The sequence below is a fragment of the Martinezella lusitana genome (assembly GCF_900094565.1).
Lineage (GTDB): Bacteria > Pseudomonadota > Alphaproteobacteria > Rhizobiales > Rhizobiaceae > Rhizobium > Rhizobium lusitanum.
Map to the genome: position 1 here is coordinate 76,894 of NZ_FMAF01000011.1, position 21,767 is coordinate 98,660.

General features: G+C 58.6%; 21 protein-coding genes and 1 pseudogene. 3 read left to right on the forward strand and 19 right to left on the reverse strand.

The window, feature by feature from the left end:
- Nucleotides 1–32: 32 nt before the first annotated feature.
- The 7 genes from GA0061101_RS21485 to GA0061101_RS21515 form a co-directional block, all read right to left on the reverse strand.
- Nucleotides 33–1,103 carry a sugar ABC transporter substrate-binding protein gene (locus GA0061101_RS21485; RefSeq protein ID WP_028753498.1) on the reverse strand — a complete coding sequence of 357 codons (1,071 nt, stop codon included), beginning with the start codon at nt 1,101–1,103 and terminating at the stop codon, nt 33–35.
- Between the two features lie 92 nt (nt 1,104–1,195).
- A complete protein-coding gene (locus GA0061101_RS21490) occupies nt 1,196–1,600 on the reverse strand; it encodes a cupin domain-containing protein (protein WP_028753499.1) in 405 nt (134 codons plus the stop codon).
- On the reverse strand, nt 1,600–2,067 hold the full coding sequence (locus GA0061101_RS21495) for a cupin domain-containing protein (protein WP_028753500.1): 468 nt from the start codon (nt 2,065–2,067) through the stop codon (nt 1,600–1,602). Before GA0061101_RS21495 ends, GA0061101_RS21490 begins: the two co-directional genes overlap by 1 nt.
- A gap of 9 nt (nt 2,068–2,076) precedes the next feature.
- A complete protein-coding gene (locus GA0061101_RS21500; RefSeq protein WP_245276591.1) occupies nt 2,077–3,633 on the reverse strand; it encodes an aminoacyl-histidine dipeptidase in 1,557 nt (518 codons plus the stop codon).
- Between the two features lie 245 nt (nt 3,634–3,878).
- Nucleotides 3,879–4,784, reverse strand: a complete 906-nt coding sequence (locus GA0061101_RS21505; RefSeq protein ID WP_028753502.1) for a LysR family transcriptional regulator — start codon at nt 4,782–4,784, stop codon at nt 3,879–3,881.
- 349 nt (nt 4,785–5,133) lie between these two features.
- Nucleotides 5,134–5,877, reverse strand: coding sequence for an SDR family oxidoreductase (locus GA0061101_RS21510; RefSeq protein WP_028753503.1), 744 nt, complete (start codon nt 5,875–5,877; stop codon nt 5,134–5,136).
- 11 nt (nt 5,878–5,888) lie between these two features.
- Nucleotides 5,889–6,671, reverse strand: coding sequence for an SDR family NAD(P)-dependent oxidoreductase (locus GA0061101_RS21515; protein WP_028753504.1), 783 nt, complete (start codon nt 6,669–6,671; stop codon nt 5,889–5,891).
- 449 nt (nt 6,672–7,120) lie between these two features.
- Here GA0061101_RS21515 and GA0061101_RS21520 point away from each other — a divergent pair, with 449 nt between their 5' ends.
- On the forward strand, nt 7,121–7,972 hold the full coding sequence (locus GA0061101_RS21520; protein WP_028003123.1) for an SDR family NAD(P)-dependent oxidoreductase: 852 nt from the start codon (nt 7,121–7,123) through the stop codon (nt 7,970–7,972).
- Between the two features lie 31 nt (nt 7,973–8,003).
- Complete coding sequence (locus GA0061101_RS21525; protein WP_028003124.1) at nt 8,004–8,705, forward strand: RibD family protein; 702 nt, start codon at nt 8,004–8,006, stop codon at nt 8,703–8,705.
- Between the two features lie 112 nt (nt 8,706–8,817).
- On the opposite strand, the gene GA0061101_RS21530 is transcribed toward GA0061101_RS21525, so the two are convergent.
- Nucleotides 8,818–9,591, reverse strand: coding sequence for a DeoR/GlpR family DNA-binding transcription regulator (locus tag GA0061101_RS21530; RefSeq protein WP_013984680.1), 774 nt, complete (start codon nt 9,589–9,591; stop codon nt 8,818–8,820).
- Between the two features lie 223 nt (nt 9,592–9,814).
- Here GA0061101_RS21530 and GA0061101_RS38790 point away from each other — a divergent pair.
- Nucleotides 9,815–9,979: pseudogene (locus tag GA0061101_RS38790) on the forward strand (Re/Si-specific NAD(P)(+) transhydrogenase subunit alpha); the annotation flags it as partial.
- 105 nt (nt 9,980–10,084) lie between these two features.
- On the opposite strand, the gene GA0061101_RS21540 reads toward GA0061101_RS38790, so the two are convergent.
- From GA0061101_RS21540 to GA0061101_RS21590, 11 genes are all read right to left on the reverse strand, one after another.
- The gene (locus GA0061101_RS21540; protein ID WP_028003125.1) at nt 10,085–10,951 is read right to left on the reverse strand and encodes an N-acyl homoserine lactonase family protein; all 867 of its coding nucleotides are present in this window, start codon (nt 10,949–10,951) and stop codon (nt 10,085–10,087) included.
- Entirely contained in the window at nt 10,923–11,429 is a 507-nt protein-coding gene (locus tag GA0061101_RS21545; RefSeq protein WP_234705240.1) for a hypothetical protein, read from the reverse strand. Before GA0061101_RS21545 ends, GA0061101_RS21540 begins: the two co-directional genes overlap by 29 nt.
- Nucleotides 11,426–12,469: an aldo/keto reductase gene (locus GA0061101_RS21550; RefSeq protein WP_013984678.1), complete on the reverse strand. Its 1,044-nt coding sequence runs from the start codon at nt 12,467–12,469 to the stop codon at nt 11,426–11,428. The genes GA0061101_RS21545 and GA0061101_RS21550 overlap by 4 nt, the downstream gene beginning before the upstream one ends.
- Nucleotides 12,470–12,726: 257 nt before the next feature.
- Nucleotides 12,727–13,683 (reverse strand): L-threonylcarbamoyladenylate synthase, encoded by a 957-nt coding sequence (locus tag GA0061101_RS21555; protein WP_013984677.1) that lies wholly within the window; start codon nt 13,681–13,683, stop codon nt 12,727–12,729.
- A gap of 121 nt (nt 13,684–13,804) precedes the next feature.
- Nucleotides 13,805–14,785, reverse strand: a complete 981-nt coding sequence (locus GA0061101_RS21560) for an aldo/keto reductase (protein WP_013984676.1) — start codon at nt 14,783–14,785, stop codon at nt 13,805–13,807.
- A 3-nt stretch (nt 14,786–14,788) separates the two neighbouring features.
- The gene (gene oiaX / locus GA0061101_RS21565; RefSeq protein ID WP_028753506.1) at nt 14,789–16,072 is read right to left on the reverse strand and encodes a 3-oxo-isoapionate-4-phosphate decarboxylase OiaX; all 1,284 of its coding nucleotides are present in this window, start codon (nt 16,070–16,072) and stop codon (nt 14,789–14,791) included.
- 5 nt (nt 16,073–16,077) lie between these two features.
- The gene (locus GA0061101_RS21570; protein ID WP_013984674.1) at nt 16,078–17,112 is read right to left on the reverse strand and encodes an aldo/keto reductase; all 1,035 of its coding nucleotides are present in this window, start codon (nt 17,110–17,112) and stop codon (nt 16,078–16,080) included.
- 64 nt (nt 17,113–17,176) lie between these two features.
- Nucleotides 17,177–18,175, reverse strand: a complete 999-nt coding sequence (locus GA0061101_RS21575) for a substrate-binding domain-containing protein (RefSeq protein WP_051264136.1) — start codon at nt 18,173–18,175, stop codon at nt 17,177–17,179.
- 95 nt (nt 18,176–18,270) lie between these two features.
- Complete coding sequence (locus tag GA0061101_RS21580) at nt 18,271–19,233, reverse strand: ABC transporter permease (RefSeq protein WP_004129777.1); 963 nt, start codon at nt 19,231–19,233, stop codon at nt 18,271–18,273.
- 38 nt (nt 19,234–19,271) lie between these two features.
- Complete coding sequence (locus GA0061101_RS21585; protein WP_037135825.1) at nt 19,272–20,804, reverse strand: sugar ABC transporter ATP-binding protein; 1,533 nt, start codon at nt 20,802–20,804, stop codon at nt 19,272–19,274.
- A gap of 69 nt (nt 20,805–20,873) precedes the next feature.
- The gene (locus GA0061101_RS21590) at nt 20,874–21,761 is read right to left on the reverse strand and encodes a beta-keto acid cleavage family enzyme (RefSeq protein WP_028753509.1); all 888 of its coding nucleotides are present in this window, start codon (nt 21,759–21,761) and stop codon (nt 20,874–20,876) included.
- Between the last annotated feature and the right edge of the window lie 6 nt (nt 21,762–21,767).

The window sequence follows — 21,767 nt, forward strand, 5'->3', positions numbered from 1 at the left end:
CCCGCGCGAGGCGGGGCCGCGTACTGTCACATCTACTTCTGCTGGACGTAGACGTAGTCGTTCTGATCGAAGGTCTTGATGTTCTTCGCATCGTAGGTTTTGGGCGCCACGAAGATCTTCTTCGGCAGGGCGGTGCCCTTCATCACGAACTCATCCACCGCTCGAATGATGTTGCGACCTTCTTCCTTGGCCCCGGTGTCGACCGTTGCTGCAAAGTCGCCGGTGAGGATCGCGTCGTTGGCTTCCTTCATATTTTCGTAGCCGACGATTGCCACCTTGCCGTTCAGCCCCTTAGCCTTGAGAGCCTGCAGACCGCCAAGGGCCATCTCGTCGTAGAGCGCGACGAGGACTTCGATATCGGGGTTGGCGGTGAACATGTTTTCAGTCACCGACAGGCCTTGGGCACGCACCCAGCCAGCCGGCTGCTGAGCGACGATTTTGAAGTTGGGGTGCTTCGAGATGACCTCGTTGAAACCCTTCATGCGCTGGCTCGTATGCGGACCGGGCAGGCCCTCCAGGATCCCGAGCTTGACTTCCTTGTCGCCATAGGTGTCAACCAGCCATTGCGCCTGCGCACGACCACCGTCACTCTGGTCGTAGCCGATATCGCTGACATAATATGGGTTATCCGCGACGGGTGAATTGAAGAGGAAGATCGGAATGCCCGCCTCGGTGGCGCGCCGGATGGAGGGCAGCAACGCGCCTTCGTTGTATAAGGCAACGGCGATCGCATCCACACCGTCGTTAATCCAGGCTTCCATGGTCCTGATCTGGTCGTCCGTGGCAGACTGGCTGCTCGGAGCTTGCACGAAAAGCTGGATAGTGCCGTCGCCACCGCGCTTGTCGATTTCTTCTTTCACGCCAGCCAGAACACGCTGATAGTAGGTGTCCATCGCCGTCGGCAGGAAGCCGACCTTGAGCGGGCGGTTATCCTTCTTAGCGGGTTTGACTTCCTGGCCTGTGGGCTTGATGTCCTTGTCCATCAAGATGCCAGGAAACACCTTCGAATAATCCAACTGCTGTGCAAGCGCTGGGCTGAAGGAAAGCGAAGCGGTGAGCCCGAGAGCAGCGCCGAAGATTAACGTCCGTCTGAAAATTGTCACATGATCCTCCCTGGTGGTGACAAGACAAAGTTTTCCCAACCGCGGAACGGGTCCGCGGCGAAGCTTGGCAATCTGAGATTCAAATCTTCGGCTTACAGTCCCGGTGCGATCGTGAAGACCATCCGGATTGGGTTGGAGCCGTAGTTTAGGCACTGGTAGCTGATGCCGCCGGGCAGGAAGAAAGACTCGCCGTCACGGATGTGAAAGGTTTCGTCGGTATCCGCCAAATAGAAGGTCGCGGGGCCTTGCAGGACGTAGAAGACTGCGTCCCCTTCATGGCTGTCGGGCTCGCTCGCGCGCGGTCCAACGCCACCCACAGGGATAGTCAGTTCTCCGACGTGCATGTAATCGTTGCTGACGCAGAACTGGATAAGAACGGGATGATCGCGGCCGGAGACCATGTTCAGACGATCGCTTTTAGCGACCTTCACCAGGTCGCCCCTCTTGCGCGCCTGTGCGCCGTCTACCGGATAGGTTCCGAGTTTCTCAAGGCTCATCACGCTCTCCCTTCGTGCTTATAGAGGCGCGTCGGCCCGTCATAACCGGTCGGAGGGCCATTCTCGTCCCAGATACGCGGTGCGATGCAAAACAGGATAACTGCAGCCTTGTCGCTAAAGTTATAGCCGCGATGCGGAGCGCCCTTGGGGATAAGCACCGCGTCACCGGGTCCGAGCTCTTCGGTCTGCCCGGTTCCGGGGTTTAGGAGATGTACAACACCTTCGAGGACATAGTACACCTCGTCACCCGCGTGAATGTCGGCCGGGTCGAAGTTGCTTCCCGGCGCGAGCTGATAGATGCCAGTGGTCTGCTGGTCCGTGCTGGCGAGCAGGTAGTTGAGGTCGCTCGAATACGGCTTCGTCCCCGTATAGATGAACATCTTGTAGCTATCGCGCGTCAGATGGACCGGCTTCTTTTCGCTAGGCGGATGTGGGAAATTGCCGAAGTAGCTTGGCAGTTTTGGCATTTTAGTACCTTAGGTCCGGAGTTCGCGGAGCAGCGACTTGAGAAGCCGCCAGGTCGAATTGACTGTCGTGTGGTTGAGGCGCTCGCGCGTGGTGTGGACGTCGAACGCTTCCGGCCCGATCGACAGCATGTCAATGTCAGGAACCTTCTTTCGGAAAAGGCCGAGCTCGAGACTGGAGTGAGAGACTTCCACATGTGGCTGCTCACCGAACTCGCGCTCGTAAGCGGCTTTGGCGGCGTTGAGCATTCGCGAATGAGGATTGTATGGCCATTCCGGGCAATCCGCGAATGTCTCCACGCCCGCGCCGTTGCCGATGAGTTCTGATAGCTGCCGGATTTTGTCGACGATGTTGTAGCGACGGGAGCTGACGGCGCTTGGGACCGTATTGACGATTTCGATGGCCTCTTCATCGCTTGAAAGCAACGCCACGGTGTTGGAGCTCTCGACGAGGCCCTCGACCTGAAGGCTCTTGCTCTGGACGCCGTTGGGAAGCAGGTTCAGGGCATCGACCAGCGCCCGGGCGGACTGAGCCGAGAAGACGTCTGTAATTTGTCTCCTGGACTCGCTGACTGTGACCTTGAGGTTAGGATCGCTTGCTTTGTACTCAAGCGCAATCGAAGCCGCTTCCGCTTCAATTCTCTGTCTGAGATCGGCGATCCGCGAGGCATCGATCGAAATGATCGCCTCCGCCTCACCCGGGATAACGTAACGGTTCACGCCACCCTTGACTTCGGCTACGTTGGCCCCAGCATCCCGGATGGCAATCCGGAGCAGCCGTCCGAGCTGGACGATCGCGTTAGCGCGTTCAAGATGGATGTCGAATTCGGAATGACCGCTGCTCAGGCCGGAGATCCGCAACGAAAGGGCGGTCTGCCCCGAAACGCGTGGCTCCCACTGAACCGGAATCTTGAAGCGCACTGAAATATCGCCGGCGCAGCCTGCGAAAAGCGACTTGGGATCGTGCCAGTTCATGTCGAGAAGGCGCTTACCGCTAAGCTTTGTGCCGTCGAAGTGTTGCGCCCCGCCCTTGCCGACTTCTTCTTGAACCGTCAGGACGACTTCGAGCGGCGGATGCGGGATATCGTCGGATGCCAGCAACGACATTGCGAAGGCCACACCAACGGTGTTGTCCGCCCCAAGGGTTGTCCCCGTACCATGGATGAAATCGCCGATAACCTGAAGTTTGATGCCTTCGTTTTTAAAGTCGTGGTCAACACCCTCATCGCTCTCGCAGACGATGTCGGTATGCCCGTGAAGAATGACCGTCGGAGAGTTTTCGTAGCCGGGCGTTCCCGGCTTCTTAATGAGGAGATTGTAAATCTCGTCCTGGTAAACCTCGAAGCCGCGCGCCCGGGCAAAATCGGCGATGTGATCGCTAACCTGCTTCTCGTTGTAAGAACCGCGCGGGATCGCACTTAGCTCTTCGAAAAAACCAAAGAAGGTCGCCGGCTCGAGACCAGCAAGAATAGAATTATCGCGTTTATCTACAGTTTTTCCAGCGGGGAAACTCATTCGGCCCTCCTCCCAATACAGCATCTGAGCAATACTTCTTTGCTCGCCGAACATAGTCCGGCGACCTCGTAAACCGTATCGCGATCATCTTACGCGCTAAGGCGATCCAGGTTCAGATGCCCTCCACGCATCGAACCATCTCCGCTTTCAGCTCCTAATTCAAACGCAATATTTCATAAAATAGATGAGCTTTTTTCATCTGAATCTGTTATGGTATAAGCTAACGTATCCATTGACGCGGGCCCGGCAAGAATGGACTCTCACCTGCAGCGATTTGGGGCTGGCTTTGAGCCGTCACTTCAATCGTCCGAAAGCGGCGCCTTAAGGTGGTCGAGAAACGTCCGGAGCGCTGACGGCACCTGTCGGTGCGAAACATAGTATGCATGAAAACCCGGCCCAGTAGACGACCAGTCCGGCAGCACCACTTCGAGCAGACCAGCCGCGAGTTTGTCCTCGACGCGTGCGCGCAGGCAGTAAAAGAGACCGCCCCCCTCCTGCGCCATGCGGATGGATAGTTCTGAATCCCCGAGCGTGAGCAGTCCGGGAACGTCAAGCGCAACCATGCGATCGCCGTCGCCAAGTTCCCATTTGCAGACGTGGTCCGTACCGGTTCGGATCCGGATGCACTCGTGCGTCAAGAGATCTTCCGGCCGCTCGGGCCGCCCTCGTTCGTTGAGATAGGTTGGAGAACCGACCACGACCCATTCAAGTTCGGACGTCAGACGCGACGCGATCATCCCCTCGGGAACTGTTCCCCCATAACGGATGCCCGCGTCAAAACCTTCGGCGACCATATCGATAAAGCGATCCTCGACGCTGACTTCGATCTCGACATCGGGGTAGTTGCGGCGAAAACTGTGCAGTCGAGGTGCGATCAACAGCTCGGCGGCGTCACGCAGCGTGGTCACTCTCACCCTGCCCGTAGGCCCGCTCCTGAAACTATCCAGGAGATCCATCGCAGCTTGGATGCCGAGGAAATGCGGCTCCAGTTCGGCAAGCAGTACTTCGCCGGCGGCGGTGAGACTGATGCTCCTGCTTGTCCGATGAAACAGACGGACGCCGAGACGGGCCTCCAAACCCCTAATCGAGTGGCTGAGAGCGGAGCCGGAAACGCCGCGAAGCGCGGCGGCCTTTCGGAACCCCCCCGCCCGCGCGATCGCGACGAAAGTTTCAAGGTCGGCCAGATCGGCCCGCGTCGATACCATGAGTGATGGATACTCGCACTTGTACTGAATAAGATCGTCCTTGCCGACGCCGACCTTGCTTCAGGCGGCTGGCGTCTTCAATCTTAATTCAACTAACCCTGTCTTTGGTATGTGATGAGCACGGAAGCAGTCAAAAATTTGATCTTAGTTGATTCATGTTGGATCCTGGGAGCGACGACGGGAGATGGGCCGGGTCGCTGAATAATGCGAACCCCCGGGATTAGATGGTCATGCAATGATCCTCTTGTCCACAGCCACGAGAAACGGCACCGGTCGGAACGAATACCACCTCCGCGCGGGCGGCCTGGCAGTCCCGGAGGTTCAAGTTCTGAGCTTTCGAAAACGCCGGCTACCAGTCCTGCCGGGTTGGATGGACGACAATGTCGTTGATCGTGATCTCCGGGGGCTGATCTAGGGCATAGACCACGGCTTCACCCACCGACGACGGCGGAATACCCTGCTTGTTGAGCTCTCCGGCGATCTTTCTGCCCGTCTCGTCATGAACCTTATCGGCCCAGCCGGTATCGATCACGCCAGGGCTGATCATCGACACCTGGATCCCACTTCCCACGCCCACCTCCTTTCTGAGGCTTTCGGTGATACCGCGTATGAAGAACTTCGTGGCTCCGTAAACGCCTGCCGCCTCGCCGACATGAACGCCGGCGATAGAGCTCATATTCAGGATGCGGCCGGACCGGCGCTCCAACATCGACGGCAGAACGGCGGCAATCGCATGCAGATAGCCACGTAGGTTGGTATCGATCATCTTGTTCCAATCGCCGACCGCGGCATCCTTCCAATAGGAAAAGAGCATGAGGCCCGCATTGTTGACTAATATATCGACCGGGCCGTACGTCGTCGTGGCGAATGCGACGAGGGCCTTGGTACTCTCAAAATCCGTGACATCGGCAACCTTGTAGCTGGCAATACCTCCCGAACCGGCGATGTCTTCGACAATCTGACTGAGGCGTTCCTCATTGCGGCCGGCAAGGACAACGCGCGCACCTTTTTCCGCCAATCCTCTGGCGGTCGCTGCTCCAATGCCCGAGGAAGCTCCCGTGACGATTGCGACCTTGTCTTTCAGATGTGCCATGATGTGCTCCTTCACTGCGGTTGGGTCAGTTCGGCTTGCCGGGCGGCTTTAACAGGCTCTGGGGTTGTCCGGTTTTCCAACACCTGCCGCTTGGTTTTCTGGTCTCCGCCGACGACATGGTCGATGTCGTTCATGAGGGCCTCGAAGCCCTGCTTGGCGACGAGCGTCTTGTCGTTTTTCTGCTGGCCACCGAGCTTCGTATCGCCCATCCCAGCGTTCGCGTGGAAGTCGCTGTTGGTGGCGCCCGGAAGGAGTGCCGTCACCGTGACCCCGGTCGAGCGCAACTCCTCGCGCAGAGATTCCGCGAACATGTAACCGAATGCCTTCGACGGGCCGTAGACGGTTTCGTACGGCGTGGGCAGGGTCGCCGAAACCGAGGATGTGATGAGGATCCTGCCGCGGCCGTTCTTGACCATATGTTGGACGACGCGTTTGGCCATATGGACGGTCCCAGTGACATTGATTGCAAGCAGGCGAAACTCATCCTCGAGATCGTTATCGACGAAGGCGCCGCCGATACCGATACCAACGTTCAGAGCCGCGGCTTCCAGTGGGCGCCCCAGCCCCTGCGTGAAAGTCCAGAACCCCTCAACGCCATCGTATGTCGAGGCATCCGCTTTGAACGGATACGCTTCGGCGTCAAGGCTTCGTAGTGCATCGGCGGCCTCGTTTACTTTGTCGCTTGAGCCTGAAATAGCAACGTCAAATCCATTCTTGGCGAATTGTTTGGCAAGCTCGAAGCCTATTCCAGATGAGCCGCCCGTGACCATTGCGAGTGGTTTATTACCAGTCATGATTTCACTCCTTTGGTTTTATCAGCACCACGATCGCCTCGAGGCGCTGGTGACCTAATGCCCGTGGAGCCGGTTGGTTACATGAGCAAAATCGATCGGGGCGGTGAGCAAAAATCAACCACCGATCTGGCAGATACCAGGAGTGAGGAACCTTTTGGTCGCGTCCGCAGCCAAATTGACGAGGCATTCCCGACGTCACGAAGGCACCCAAGAGTGAACACCCCTCATCGGTGCGTGCGATCCAGCTCACTTCAAGTGGTCGGCGGAGTGGCCTATGTTGTTAGGAGGATGAGCTGTCGTTCGCAGCCAGCAGATATGGTCCGACCACACAAGCGCCCGCGTAGCGCTGGTGCGCTTCTTGCGCTGGTGCCTTCGGCCGAGAAAATCCACCGCGACGGCGTGTCCGGCACACCTTCCAGCGGTGACGTCCAATGACGGGAAAGACAAAGATGAGCGAGAGAATGAACAGTATCGTTGCTCCTGGCCGCGTTGCGGTCATCACGGGAGCTGCGAAGGGCATCGGCTTGGCAATCGCGAGGGCTCTCGCGGCCCGCGGCATGAAGCTCGCATTGTTGGATCTCGACACCCACGCACTTGATGATGTTACCTCGACACTCGATACGGACACTCTGGTTGTGAGCGGCGACGTCTCGGATCTATCGACACTGACGAGGTTGCAGGACGAAACGCTCTCTCGGTTTGGCGACGTGGCCATCCTTGTAAACAACGCGGGCATTACGCAAGGAGCCGGCCCCTGGGATGATCCTGTAAAGTGGCGACGCCAGATCGATGTAAACTTCGGAGGTGTTTTAGCCGCACAACACGTCTTCGTGCCCTACCTGATCAAGGCAGCCCGACCATCGGCGGTCGTCAACCTCGGCTCCAAGGAAGGAATTACAACTCCTCCAGGCAATGCCGCCTATTCGGTGGCAAAGGCAGCTGTCAAGGTGCTGACCGAACAGCTGTCGCACGAGCTTTTGAAGGAGACGGGAGGTCGTGTATCGGCTCATCTCCTCGTCCCTGGCTACACGTGGACACCCATGAACATCGCACTCAAGCCGAAGGGCGCTGCCAGGCCCGATGAGGCATGGACCGCAGAGCAGCTGGTGGAATACTTCCTGGCCCGTCTGCTCGACGAGGACTTTTACATCATTTGTCCTGATAACGCGGTCACGTCTGCGATCGATGCCAGACGGATCCGCTGGGCGGCCGACGACATGATCCTGAACCGGCCGGCCCTTTCACGCTGGCACCCCGACTGGATGGATAAATTTGCAGCCTGGTTGAAGGTAGGCCACTGACGGTGGAATGTTTGTAGAGGAGCGTAGTCCAATGCCTAGACCCTATGTAATCTGTCACATGATGTCGCCGCTGGATGGCCGATTGATCGTCAATGATTGGGCCGAGGCAACCGGCCATTCGGTCGATGAGCTCGTGAAGATCTATGACGACCTGCATGAGAAGATCGGCGCCGACGCCTGGCTTTCGGGAAGAGCGACGGGAGAAGAGTTCGCGGACGCCGTCGACCATCCCTATCAAACAACCGGCACGGCCGCGCGACCGATCCATATCGCCAACCCGGATGCCGACGAGTTCGCTGTTATCGTTGATAAGGACGGTCGGCTACGCTGGGACAAGAACGACATTGAGGGGGCTCACCTTGTCGTCCTGACAGGATCTGACGTGGATGATGCTTACCTGGCGGGCCTCACCCAGGCTGGCGTTTCCTATATCGTATCGGAGAAAGATGGCGTCGATCTGAAAAACGCGCTCGACGTTCTCGGAACCGAGTTCGGTGTGAAGCGCTTGATGCTGGAAGGCGGGGCGCAAACTAATGGCAATTTCTTGGATGCGGGTCTTGTTGACGAGGTCAGCCTAGTCATCTTCCCTGCGATCGGAGGCAAGTCGAATACACCGGCCATATTCGAGGGCGGTGAGGATGGGCTTGCCGGCGGGGCGAGGCTCACGTTTATCAGCGCCGAAGCCGCTGGCCTCGGCTCCGTCCATCTGAGATATCGCGTGGGACGTCCGTAGGAGACGTCCATAGGAGAAGACTGTAGAAGGGATCCCCCCAATCGGAGGGCCCAGCTTGAGATGGACAGGTGCCGCCTTGCGCGGCATCTATCCGAAGGATTGTTGGCGATATTCACTTGCTCTCCTGCGATGCCACTCGAAGTGGCACATTGGCTCCTTCCAAAGCCGCGCGGACGTCGACTGACGGTTCCTGGTCGGTGATGATAACTTCGAACTCGTCAATGGTGGCCAGGACATGAAGAGCGGTATGATTGAAGCGCTTATGGTTTAAGAGCAGGCAGCGACGCGCGGCGCTTGCAATCATCGCTCGCTTCGAGCGGACAACGTCATCATCCATATGGTAGACGCGCAATCCAGAAACTGCCGGCGTTGAGATAAAGGCGATGTCGGCGCTGAGACGCGACAGTGCCTGTTCGGCGACGACGCCGAAAAAACCATTGAACTTCATCGAATAGCGTCCACCGACCGCAATCAGGTTGATCCCTGATTCCGTCTTGAGCCGATCGATGACCGCCGCATTGTTGGTGATCACCGTCAGCGGCCTCCTCTGTGGCAGCAATTCCCCGAGCACCGACGCCATAGATCCGTCGTTGACCATCACCGTCATGCCGGGCTCGACGAGTTCAAGGGCGGCCTCGGCCATCCGGCGCTTGGCCTCGCCCTCCTGCTGCTGGCGAAACCGGAAATCGCTTTCGAAATGGCCTCCTGCCTCGATCGTTGCCCCGCCACGGACCTTGCGAAGCATCCCTGCCCGCTCAAGATCATCTAGATCCCGGTGGATGGTCATCTTGGATACAGCGAACCGATCGGATAGGTCGTCGAGATCCACCACCCTCTGCGCGACCAACAGGTCCATAATGGCCTGCCTCCGATCATCTCTCTTCATATTTTAGTCCTCCGGCGCACTAATCCGATCCTTTAACATCAAGATCCGCCGCTACAAATCACATGCAAACATCATTTTTCGTTAGTTTGTCTTGCTCTATTCGACAACGCCACTGACGCTGCTGGCATACTGGGACACGTGAAGACGCATGATGGCGCGATTGCACCGCTCCATGCATGGCCGAAGGCGCTCATTTTGTAACGAAACAGGATGGTTTGGGGGTTCAAGCGCAAATGTCATCGCCATGGAGATGGTCCCGCGCGTCAGCCGCGCACGGAAGATGGAGGCCTTGTCCTCCATGGTCAACATCGCGGGCTACCGGGCCGTCATCAAAGCGGGCGCGAATATAGGGCTTCTTCACCGGCAGATCACCGCAGCGGGCAAGGTGTTTGGTAAAGGCCTGTGTCACTGACACCCGGCCTTTTCTCTGCTTATCGCCTTGGGAGGACGATTGTGAACGATGCGGCTTGGTGTTCGCGCTGCTTCAAATCGATCAAACTCTTGATACGTCTCCGTCGGCCACACAAATCTCGACGAGCATGAGCTGGCGATCCGTCAGGCGCGACGGATAGATTTTTGACAGCTGCTCCTCGTGCATGGGAACGATTCGTCGTTCGTCCATACCAACGATTTTGAGCATCTCCTCGGCGGACTCGATCAGACGTGTCTGGCTGCCATTGGCAAGGCCCGGCGGCACAAAGCAGGGATCGGTGGCGTCCTCACCCGTGAGGTTGCTGTAGGTGTAGATGACGTCGCCGGACAGGACAAACTTGCCGTCTCCACCGCCCGTCTCCACCACCACATATTGCGATCCTGCGGTATGGGTGTCGAATGCCGGATAGACATGAACGCCTGGCACTAGGTTTTCCCGCTCTCCCTCCACCAGTTCCAGGCGGCCTTCGATATTTGCCTGGGTCAGATAGAGGATATCCGCCGGATTCAGTCCGGCCTGCAATGAACGGAAGCGCCGACCCTTTGCCAGAATCCACATCCAGGATTCCAATTCTTTCTTCTGAATGAAAATCTTAGCATTTGGGAAGAACTTTAGGCCGCCAATGTGATCGAAGTGCGCGTGCGTGAGGATGACATGCGTGACGTCTTGGGGCCTGATCCCGCATTCCCCGAGAACGATTTCCGGAGGCGTCCAACCGGTAACGCCGATTGAGTTGGCGATCTGGCCTCCGAAATCGGCGGCGTCGTGACCGGCATCGACCAGAACGACTGCATCTCCTGACTTGATGAGTATGTATGCGAACGGCAGGTTCATCGTGCCCTGATTATGGGCGCCGTAAAAAACCCCGCTGACCGGGTGCACCGGGCTTCGAGAGTATTCAAGCACCCAGATCGAATGCGTTCCCATGGTCTTCCTCCCCATGTCCAAGTAGGGACCCTCCACAGCATGCTGTCGTGTCGAAGGTCGACGTGCCTAAGATGGCGGCCGATCGTTTCAGCTCGATCGCCGCATTTGAAAGCAGCCCCAGCAGGGGTGCATCTGAAACCAGGACACCGCGCTGCAGGTGCTCCTCCGCCTCGACAAGCAGGCCATCTGCCCGTCCAAGATGGGAGAGTGCGTGGCCCTGCCCCGCGAGACCGCGCAAGCCCGCAAGCGAGGAACGGACGGATCGCTTTATCTCTGTGGCGCGATTGGCGAGTTCTCCAATCAAGAGGCGCATGCTCTTCTCCCTCAATGCCATATGCATGAAGGAGTAGATCGCGAGGAGCTCGCCATATGTCCTGACGAGCGCCTCGAGGCATGCGCGCGCCTCCGGCGATGGAACCGAACCCACGAGCGCTTCACAGCGGAAGCCGCCGAAAACGGTGCCTCCGCTGGCCATCATCGTACAGCCGTCGGCAGCGGAGCGTTTGACGGAAGAAGGCTCGCCTCAGTCAAAGCGTCCCAAAATGCAGCGGGTATTGTCTCGTTGATCGCCTTGACGTTCTGCTCGACTTCCAATGCGCTCTTTGCACCCATGACCAGCGTGGCCACTGCCGGATGCGCATAGACGAATTGCATCGCCGCTGCAGGCAAGCTCACCGCATATCTTAAGCAAATGCTCTCGATGGCCTTGACCTTTTCGACGACGGCCGCCGGAACCTTGCCGTAATCGTAAGTGGCCGCGGGACCGCTTACGCCGGTCGCGAGGATCCCGGAATTGAAGATCCCGCCGGCGATCACGGAGACGTTCCGCTGGAGCAACTCGTCGAACGCGGCCTCAAGCGGGGCATGATTCAAAAGGGTGTAGCGGCCGGCGATCAACGAGCAGTCGATCGGAAATTCACGGGCGACACCCACGACAGACTCGGTCTCGTTGACACCCAGACCAATGGCCGATACGGCTCCGCTGGAGCGAAGTTCGTCCAGTGCCTTGTAACCGGAGGCCCGCAACTGGTTCCAATAGAATTCGCTCTGGTCGCCGTGCCATGCCCGACCAACGTCATGCACGAGAAGAACGTCAATATAGTCTAGGCCGAGGCGCTGTTGGCTGTCTTCGAATGCACGCATCACGCCGTCATAGGTGTAATCGTAGGTATCGAGAAACGGAAGCGGGTCGATCCACTCGATGCCGTAGACGGTCTCTAACTTCTTCGTCCTGCTTGCGGGCTTCAATACGCGTCCGACTTTGGTGCTTACCACCACGTTTTCGCGCAGCTTGTTCGCCCTGAGGGCATGGCCAAGATAATGCTCCGACTTGCCGAATCCATACATCGGCGCGCAATCGAAATAGCGGATGCCGGCCGCATACCCGGCGAGGATCGTCGCTTCGAATTCGTCGTAGGAGACATCGGCGTTGAAGCCAGAGAGCGGCACTGTGCCTAGCCCAAGCGAAGTTACCTGCACTTTGCTTTTTCCGAGCGGCCTAGTTTCAAGTTCGGTCATGTGATCATCCCTAGATGTCGATAGGAGGCGTCGAAGCGATGTAGCTTCCGCCATGCCGTCATTGTTCGGGTAAAGCCCGTGTCCCAAATGCGTGTCATGTCGCCGGCGTCTGCCGCCAACCACACCAGAAATGCTTGATGGACCTCCGTGGCCTGACTCCTCAATCGGCAAGGTGTAAGGTATAAGGTCATACCTATAGAGGCAAGCGTTTTTTGCATGCCGCCATCCGCATTTTGCGAATTGCTTAAAAATGCCGCCTACGCGCAACGGGGCGCGGCAGCTCGTCTCAGCCGATCGTTGATTGCCCTGCCAAGGCCAATCAGAGGCACAGGGGCGAATGCAATAACGTCACTCGCGCCGGCCAAGGCGTCGGCTTCACTCATGGCGGTGTAGAGGTTGCGGGCAGCTTCCTGAAGGTCACCGGAAGAAGACAGCGTCAATTGACAGCCCTCGCACTCCGGTCCGAAACCGACCCAGACCATATTGGCGGCAGGACGGTCGACATTCATCTGAACGGCGGCTTCCGGAGCATAATGGCTCTTTAGCTGGCCTGGTGCCGAGACTTTTTGGGGCCCAGTGTCCTCGTCAATCGGGCCGAGTAAAGCTTCCAGTGCCTCCCGCGGAACTGACCCGTGGCGTAGAATGATCGGAGATCCGACCAAAGACAGAATAGTCGATTCCAGGCCGTGATCGCATATGTCTTCTTCCACGATTCCCGAAATCCGTCCGTCCAACTGGCGGACAACTTCCACGAAGCGGGTCGAGGTGACCTTCCCGGAACGATTGGCTGAAGGCGCTGCCACCGGAAATCCGACGGCCCGGATCAGCCGTTGGGCGACACTCGACGAGGGAAATCGGATTGCGACATTTTTCATGCCCGCGGTAACTGCGGTTGCGAGCCCCGCGTCTTCCCGCTTTGGCAGGAGCAATGTCAGAGGTCCCGGCCAAAAGCTGGCAGCAGCCAACTCTGCCTCCGGATTGAAATGTGCCATCCTGCGCGCCATTTCCACGTCCGAAACGTGGATAATCAGGGGATTATGCCGCGGGCGTCCTTTGGCTTCATAGATGCGCTCGATCCCGGCGGGGCTGCTGGCGTCCGCGCCGAGCCCGTAAACCGTCTCCGTCGGAAACGCGACAACTTCGCCATTTCGCATGAGCCGGGCGGCAGCTTCAATCGCGCTGTCGCTGACGTCAAAATGACGGGTGGTGGCCATCTTTTTTCCTCGCGCTGGTTCTGGAAGGGAGCAGAGATCGATACGACCAAAGCCATTGGCTCAGGAGGCCCGGTTCGGCGTGCCTCCTGACAGCCTCAACGTCGTCCCCGCTGAGCCAAACTCAGTTCAAGCCGACTACGCTATGCGGCACGTATGGCTCCTCGAGTTCGCGGACCTCGTCGTCGCTTAGCTTGACGGCCAAGGAAGCGACGGCATCCTTCAGATGCTGTAGCTTCGTTGCGCCGATTATAGGAGCCGTCACGCCCGCCTTTGTGTTAAGCCACGCCATCGCAACGAGGGATCGCGGGACGTTCTTGTCCTCTGCAATCTTTGCGACGACGTCTACGACGCGGCGATCCGCCTCGTCCGCGTGACCGTAGAACCGAGCGGTGACATTGTCGGTCTCGGACCTCAAACTGCTTTCCTCCCAAGGCCGGCTGAGGCGCCCGCGAGCCAGCGGACTGAACGCGATGATCCCCACCCCTTCAGCTTTACAGAGCGGCAACATCTCCCGCTCTTCCTCGCGATAAAGGAGGTTCATCTGAGCTTGCATCGAAACGAAACGCGACCATCCGGCAGCGTCCGACTTGTAGAGCGCGCGCGCAAATTGCCATGCGTAACAATTGCTGGCTCCGATGTAGCGAACCTTGCCGCTTCGAACGAGATCGGTCAGCGCTTCCAGCGTCTCTTCGATCGGGGTCGAATTGTCCCAGAAATGAATTTGGTAGAGGTCGATGTAGTCGGTCGCCAGCCGCTTGAGGCTGGCCTCAGCCTCCGCGATGATTGCTTTGCGGGAAAGTCCGACCGCATTCGCTCCGTTGCGCATCTTGCCGTAGACCTTGGTGGCAATGACAACCTCATCACGCTGCACCATCTCCCTGAGCAGCTTGCCGATGATCTCCTCGCTGGTGCCGTCCGAGTAGGCATTGGCCGTGTCGAAGCAGTTTATGCCCTGTTCGAGTGCCTCTTTGATAAATGGCCTACTGTCGTCTTCGGACAAGGTCCAAGCATGGTTGCCGCGATCGGCGACGCCGAAACTCATGCAACCAAGAACCAGTTGCGAAATTTTGAGACCTGACCGGCCAAGCTGACGATATTCCATCTGTCATCTTCCTTCTGATACGGTTTTAGAGCCGAACTTGGCGAGCGACTGCGCCAGCTCTGGATGAGATTTGGCATATGCATGGAGATCGATTCCGGCGACCGCGGCATCCCAGGCCGCACGAACCGCTCTGACACCTGCCGACGGCCCGCCGGGATGGCTGACGACGCCACCACCACAAAGGTAAAGGTGGTCAAGCGTCTGCTCCGTCCTTCGATAGGTCTCAGGCGCCTGTCCACCCCATTGACCCGAACAAACGACCGGTAACGGGCGGTCGGCATCACTGAAGATCGGTTTCTGGAGATCATGGAACGACTGAACGAAAGACGCGTCCGGCTCCCAGTATTTGGCGGCAATGCCGTTGATCTGGAATTGGTCGACGCCGAGAAGTCGCCAAAGCTGTTGGTAGACCGAGAAATCGAACCCAAGACCAGGATGTCGGGTGAGAAGATCCCAGCCGTTGCGATGGGCGTGCAAGACAAGGGACGACCGCCGACGCAGGAACAGAAAAGCGCCCATGCCGATCGAATTGATGTTGATGACAGCGGCGTTTCCACCCTCGCGCACGACCAAGTCGTGCTTGCGAACCATCTCGTCGGGATCGACGTCGGAAATGCCGAAGGCATACATCACCTTCTTGCCGGTGCGCTGCTCCTGATCCCGGATGATCGGCATGATCGCTTTCACCCGCGCCTCCAACGAGGAGTACGGTGGCGACATCAGTTTCTCGTCGTCCTTGATGAAGTCGACACCGGACGCGACGAGTTCAGCAACCACCTGCGCCGTTTCGTCCGGGGTGAGGCCGAGCGCGGGCTTGATGATCGTGCCGATGATTGGCCTATTGTAGACGCCGGTCAGACGCCGGGAGCCTTCGATCCCAAATTGAGGCCCCGGGTAGACGCCTTCAAACTCTGGAGGCAGCTGCAGGCCGATGACCCTCAGCCCGGTGAATTCCTTGATCGACCAGACCCCGCCCAATGCAACCGTGGTGACTGCCGCGAGGTCAGTTCCGACGGCCTCCAGGGGATAGGCGATTGTTGTCTCCGCTCGGTTGAAGACTTCGCCCGCTGCAGGGAGCGAGGGAACCTCGACAGAGTCCAGTTTCTCGAAAGCGACCACGCGCGCGGCCGCGCGCGCCTTCAGTTGCGGCGTCTCTCCGGGCAGGTCAACAAATGTACCCGTCGACTGGTCGCTTCCGATCTTGACCGCCAAGGCCTCAGCGCTCCCGGCGGTCTCAATCCGATAGGTGACCAGAATGTCCGAGGGCCTGCGCTGAGCCAGATCCATCGCTATCATGCCTCCGGAACTGGCGCGGCTTCAGGGATGAGGCCGGACGACTTCAGGTCGGCCCAGAACGCAGCCGGAACCGGCGTCGAGATCGCGGCGACGTTTGCGGCGACGTGTTCGGGCGCCAGCGCTCCCTGTACCACCGCGGTCACTGCAGGATGTGCGTAGACAAATTGTGTCGCTGCAGTCGCAAGCGAGACGCCATGGCGCTCGCAGACGGCTTCGAGCGCCTCGACCTTGCGGACGATCGCTTCAGGCGCGGGCTGGCAATCGTAGGTGCGGGTGGTTGTCATCGACTTGCTACCCTCGGCGAGGATGCCGGAGTTGTAGATGCCAGCCGCAATGATACCGATGCCGCGACGCTGCATTTCTGGATAGAAATGGTCGAGAGCGCCGTGGTTGAGCAGGGTGTAGCGCCCGGCGACCATGGAGCAGTCGAGATCAAATTCCTCTGCCACCTGCAGGACCGACGCGGTTTCATTGACGCCGAGGCCGATGGCCTTCACGGAGCCTGTGCTGCGCAGCTCGTCACACGCCTTGTAACCGCTCGATCTCAGCGCCGAAAGGTGGGTGCTATACGCCTCGCGGTGCCATTCGCCGCTCACGTCGTGGAGATAGAGGATGTCAATGTGGTCCATACCCAGGCGCTGCTGGCTATCTTCGAAAGCGCGCATGATGCCGTCATAGGAATAGTCGTAGTCATCGACAAATGGCAGCGCCTTCACCCAGTCGATGCCGTAAAGGCTCTCGGCGCGCTTTGCGCGGCTTTCCGGCTTGAGTATCCGCCCCGCCTTGGTGCTGACCACGACCTTGCCGATGAGATCGTTGTTGCGAAGGACATGGCCGAGGGAATGCTCGGACTTTCCAAGGCCGTAAAGGGGCGCGGTGTCGAAATAGCGGACACCCAAGTCGTATGCCTTGAGGACGACCGCCTCGAAAGTCTGGAAGCTCACATCGACATTGCACCCACCGAGCGGCGAGGTACCCAGCCCTAGCGAGGTCAGCGTCACATCGGTCTTTCCAACTTTTCTCTTCAACATGATGGTCGATCCTATTTCCCTGGTGTAAGGCGGACGGCCGTATGGGCCGTCCGCCGTTGTCCGATTACATGTACTTCTCGACATTGGTGGAATCGAGCACGAGCCACGGCACGACGTAGTCCTTCTCGGTGCCGCCCTTCCATTCCATCAGCGAGCCCCAGATTTCGGACTGCGGCTTGTAGCTCTCGCCCTTGATCGCCCGCAGTGCGAGGTCGACCGCGCCCTGGCCTTCGGCGCGGGCGTACTTGTAGAGGCTGACCGCCATCTCGCCCTTCTTCACGGCGCGCTTTGCGTCCGGAATGCCGTCGATCGCAAGAACGGGAACGGTCTTGAGATCGATGCCGGCGCTCTTCATGGCTTCGATCGCGCCAAGCGCCATCTCGTCGTTTTCCGCAAGGACGCCGTTGATCTCACCCGGGTGTGCGAGCAACCAGTTCTCCATGAGCGCCTGACCCTCGGCGCGGCTCCAGTTGCCTGTCTTGTCTTCGATGAGCTTGAGGTTCGGGAACTTGGCGAGACCAGCGTCGATGCCTGCGCGGCGCTCGATCTGGGCCGACTGGCCGATCGGACCCTCCATGAGGACGACGTTGCCGCCGTTCGGAAGGCGCTTGGCGAGTTCCTCAGCGATGATCTGGCCGCCTTCGGTATCGTTAACGATGATGGACGCGGTGTATTTCGTCGACTTGGTCTTGAGCGCCGACACGATAAGCGGGATTTTCGCTTCGGCGGCCTTTTCGATCGGCGGCGCCGAGGCCTCGAGGTCGAACGGTGACATGATGATCGCGTTGAATTGTTGGGTGATCGCTGTGTCGATCTGGTTCGCCTGTGTCAGTGGATCATACTTGCCGTCGAAAACGGTGATCTCGACCTCGCCCGATTTGACGGCGGGATGGTTCTGGATTTCCGTCGACCAAGCCTTCATGTACTCGCCGGACTCACCGAACGAGAGAGCCGCGATCCGAATTTTGTCCTGCGCGAAGGCGAAGTTCCCGCCAGCCAACGTCGCTACGGCGATTGCCATACCCACACCCGCATTGAGCAGGTTCCTCCTAGACATCTGCATTTCATATTCTCCTCTGGTTTAAGATACGTCCGGACGCGACACGCTGGGCCGGACATTGTCGCCGGCCTTCCCCGGCGGCAATTTCGGGATTGGTCTTATTTGCGGATTTGGTCGGCGATGACCGCGACCACGATGATCGTGCCCTTGAGGACTTGCTGGTAGTATGAAGACACGCCCATGAGGTCCATGCCGTTGTTGATCGTGCCGATGATGAGCGCGCCGATCAGTGTGCCGAGCAGCGATCCGCGGCCGCCCGCAAGGCTCGTCCCGCCGATCACGACGGCGGCGATCGCGTCAAGCTCATAACCGATGCCCGCTTGCGGCAGCGCAGCGGTGGTGCGAGCCGTCAGGACAAGCCCCGCAAGACCAGCCAGGAGGCCCGAGATCACATAGGTCGCACCGACGATCACCTTGGTGGAAATGCCGCTCGTGCGAGCCGCCTTCTCGTTGCCGCCAACTGCGTACACATAACGGCCGAAAGTCGTATAGTTTAAAACGGTCCATCCAATCAGGAACACGACGAACAGGATGACGATCGGTACCGGGATATACATGATCTGCCCGGAGCCGATCCACTTGAAGGGATCCGACAGATTCGGGATGGGGCGTCCTTCCGAAAAGATCAAGGTGAGACCGCGGGCCACGCTCAACATGCCAAGCGTCACTACGAACGGCGGGACCTTGACCGCGGCAACAAGCACGCCATTCACCAAGCCGAGGCCGGCTCCCGCCGCGAGACCCGCAAAGATACCGAAAAGCACGAACTGCTCGTTGGTCTCCGTTACGAGGCTGGCGGCGATCATGCCCGCGAGCGCCATTACGGAGCCGACCGATAGGTCGATGCCCTTAGTAAGGATGACGAAGGTCACTCCGATCGCCAGAATGCCGTTGATCGACGACTGGCGAACGAGATTCAGCCAATTCAACCATGTCATGAAGTACTGGTTCGCGAACGCGAAGAACGCGACGATCAGGAAAAACACGAGAACGATGCTGAACTGCCTGATCATTTCCCCGGCGCGGAAGTTTCCGGGCTTCGCCGCAGCGATGGTATTCATTACTCAAGTCCTCCCGTGAATGGGGCTATGACCGCTCATCAGCTCGCCATGTCCATAAGCGTCTGTTGCGTTGCTTCGGCACCGTCGATGATGCTGAGGAGCTGCCCCTGTTTGAAAATCGCGATCCTGTCGCTGAGCTGCATGATCTCCGGTGCCTCCGAGGAGACCACGAGGACGCCGTTGCCCTTTGCCGCGAAGTCTCGCAGGAACGCGTAGATCTCCTGCTTGGAACCTTCGTCGATGCCACGCGTCGGTTCGTCGCAAATGAGAAGCTTTGGATTTGTCAGAAGGCACCGGGCCAGCACGACTTTTTGTTGGTTGCCCCCTGACAGAGTTTCGACGGCAACATCTGGCGACGCCGACTTGATCCTCTGTGAGACGATCATGTCTTGAACTGCGCTGCGCTCTTTGTCCCCGCGGATGAAACCGCTGATGGCCATCAAGGCCAGCGATGAAAGCGTGATGTTGTGGGCGATCGATGCCGAGAGCACGAGACCACTGTCCTTGCGATCCTCGGTCACCATCGCCATTCCACGTTGAATTGCGTCCTTAGGACTGCCTGGCTTGACCTTACCGCCGTTGAAGACAACTTCGCCTCCCGTTGGTGAGTGCAGCCCGAATATTGTCTCGAGGAACTCGGTTCGTCCGGACCCAAGCAGCCCGTAGATTCCGACCACTTCGCCGGACGCCACGTCTAGCGAGATGTCTCGGAAATGAGGCCCGCGCGCCAAGTTCGAGACCGAAAGCAGGATTGGCGCGTCTTCGAGAGGCTTGCCCTTCTCGACCAGCTTGACTTCACGGCCGACGATCTGTGTCACAAGATGACGGCGGTCGATGTCTTTGATGTTTCCAGTCTCGATGAAACGGCCGTCGCGGAAGACTGTGTACTCATCCGCGATCTCGAAGATTTCGGTGAGTTTGTGAGACACGTAGATAATTGCGGAACCGCGCGCGGTGATCTTGCGGAGCGCGTTGAACAAGACATGGACTTCGTGTTCGCCGATAGCAGATGTCGGCTCGTCCATGATGACGATATGTGCCCGATAGCTGAGAGCCTTCGCAATTTCGACGAGCTGAATCTGGGCGAGGCTCAGCTCCCCCATCTTCTTGGCAGCGTCGACTTCAAAGCCGAGTTCATCGAGGAATGCCTGGGCGTCCCTGCGCATCTGGCTAAAATCGACGAGCACGCCAAGTCGCTTCGGCTCGCGGCCAAGGTAAAGGTTCTCGGCGACGGTCATCTCGGGGACGGGGGAAAGCTCCTGCGTGATGATCGCGATGCCGTGACGCAAGGCGTCAGCGGCGCTTTTGAAGTCGACCTGCTCGCCATCGATCTCCACTATCCCTCCATCGCGGCGGAGCAGTCCCATCGTGATGTTGAGGAATGTCGACTTGCCGGCGCCATTACCGCCGCACAAGGCATGGACGGTCCCGGCCTTTAGAGTTAGTCGGCCATCAACGAGCGCTGGGACGCCGTTGAACGACTTTTCCACGCCCTCGGCCCGCAGAACCACGCGCGCCGAAGACGACTGCGCGGTTCTCTGAACTGTTATCTTCTCAGTTGCGTTGACCATGATATGACGTCATACCTCGTAAAATCGAAATCTATGCCGCGTGTGTGCGGATCGCATGCCGTATTGGTTCTACGCGGCGTCCAGTTCGAGGATCGCGCGTGCCTCCTGAGGTGTAGCCGGCTCACGTCCGACCTTTTGGGCAATCTCAACAGCGCGCGATATGACTTCCGCGTTCGTGGGTGTGCCGAACTCACGATAGGGATAGTCGCCTATTCCAATAGCCATGTGGCCGCCCAGACGGCAGATCGCAGGAGCAATGTTCAAAAGATTGCCCCCAAGGCAATTGACCGTCCATTCGATCGGCCGGTCGTCGGGCAGAAATGCAAGATGCGCCATGAGACCCGCCTCGGTCGGCGGATGCCCGGTAATGTATCGCCCTCCCGTCAGGTGGAGGAGAAAGTAGGCCGGCCCCCTCACAAGGCCCGCGTCCATCAGAGCGATCGCGCGGCGCGTGAACCCAACAGACCAGGAAACCAGCTTCGGCTTTACGCCCTTTTCGGCCAAGGTACGCGCGTAGTGCGCGAGACTTTCGGTCGTGTTGAGATACAAACGTTCTGGATTTTCGAACCTGCGCGTCTCGGCATCCCAAAGCTCGAGATTGGCCGAGCCGGTATCGATGGGCGCAATATCGGGCTTCGTAGCAGGGTCCAATGCCAGGGTTGCGACCGTGTCGATGCGCTTCATGGCGTCGGCATCATTCGAGATAAAGCCGAGCGTGGGAAGGATGAGTAGATCGGTCGCCTGCCTGACTTCGCGGATGATTTCGGCGTTTGCCTCAACGGTGTTTGTCGCACCGCCGTCGGCTGTCCTGGCATGATAGTGGAGAATCGCCGCTCCCGCCTTGCGGGCTGCAACGGCGGCCTCAACGATCTCGTCGGCGGTGTATGGGATATTAGGGTTGGATGTGCGCGGCGCGTACTCGTTGACCCTGGCTTCGAGGATGATTTTCTTTTGCATCTTTTG

Bases quoted from the DNA above. Each gene is read 5' to 3' on its own strand.
- GA0061101_RS21490 (WP_028753499.1), bottom strand. From the start codon at position 1,600: ATGAGCCTTGAGAAACTCGGAACCTATCCGGTAGACGGCGCACAGGCG.
- GA0061101_RS21495 (WP_028753500.1), bottom strand. From the start codon at position 2,067: ATGCCAAAACTGCCAAGCTACTTCGGCAATTTCCCACATCCGCCTAGC.
- GA0061101_RS21500 (WP_245276591.1), bottom strand. From the start codon at position 3,633: ATGTTCGGCGAGCAAAGAAGTATTGCTCAGATGCTGTATTGGGAGGAG.
- GA0061101_RS21505 (WP_028753502.1), bottom strand. From the start codon at position 4,784: ATGGTATCGACGCGGGCCGATCTGGCCGACCTTGAAACTTTCGTCGCG.
- GA0061101_RS21510 (WP_028753503.1), bottom strand. From the start codon at position 5,877: ATGGCACATCTGAAAGACAAGGTCGCAATCGTCACGGGAGCTTCCTCG.
- GA0061101_RS21515 (WP_028753504.1), bottom strand. From the start codon at position 6,671: ATGACTGGTAATAAACCACTCGCAATGGTCACGGGCGGCTCATCTGGA.
- GA0061101_RS21520 (WP_028003123.1), top strand. From the start codon at position 7,121: ATGAGCGAGAGAATGAACAGTATCGTTGCTCCTGGCCGCGTTGCGGTC.
- GA0061101_RS21525 (WP_028003124.1), top strand. From the start codon at position 8,004: ATGCCTAGACCCTATGTAATCTGTCACATGATGTCGCCGCTGGATGGC.
- GA0061101_RS21530 (WP_013984680.1), bottom strand. From the start codon at position 9,591: ATGAAGAGAGATGATCGGAGGCAGGCCATTATGGACCTGTTGGTCGCG.
- GA0061101_RS21540 (WP_028003125.1), bottom strand. From the start codon at position 10,951: ATGGGAACGCATTCGATCTGGGTGCTTGAATACTCTCGAAGCCCGGTG.
- GA0061101_RS21545 (WP_234705240.1), bottom strand. From the start codon at position 11,429: ATGATGGCCAGCGGAGGCACCGTTTTCGGCGGCTTCCGCTGTGAAGCG.
- GA0061101_RS21550 (WP_013984678.1), bottom strand. From the start codon at position 12,469: ATGACCGAACTTGAAACTAGGCCGCTCGGAAAAAGCAAAGTGCAGGTA.
- GA0061101_RS21555 (WP_013984677.1), bottom strand. From the start codon at position 13,683: ATGGCCACCACCCGTCATTTTGACGTCAGCGACAGCGCGATTGAAGCT.
- GA0061101_RS21560 (WP_013984676.1), bottom strand. From the start codon at position 14,785: ATGGAATATCGTCAGCTTGGCCGGTCAGGTCTCAAAATTTCGCAACTG.
- oiaX (WP_028753506.1), bottom strand. From the start codon at position 16,072: ATGGATCTGGCTCAGCGCAGGCCCTCGGACATTCTGGTCACCTATCGG.
- GA0061101_RS21570 (WP_013984674.1), bottom strand. From the start codon at position 17,112: ATGTTGAAGAGAAAAGTTGGAAAGACCGATGTGACGCTGACCTCGCTA.
- GA0061101_RS21575 (WP_051264136.1), bottom strand. From the start codon at position 18,175: ATGCAGATGTCTAGGAGGAACCTGCTCAATGCGGGTGTGGGTATGGCA.
- GA0061101_RS21580 (WP_004129777.1), bottom strand. From the start codon at position 19,233: ATGAATACCATCGCTGCGGCGAAGCCCGGAAACTTCCGCGCCGGGGAA.
- GA0061101_RS21585 (WP_037135825.1), bottom strand. From the start codon at position 20,804: ATGGTCAACGCAACTGAGAAGATAACAGTTCAGAGAACCGCGCAGTCG.
- GA0061101_RS21590 (WP_028753509.1), bottom strand. From the start codon at position 21,761: ATGCAAAAGAAAATCATCCTCGAAGCCAGGGTCAACGAGTACGCGCCG.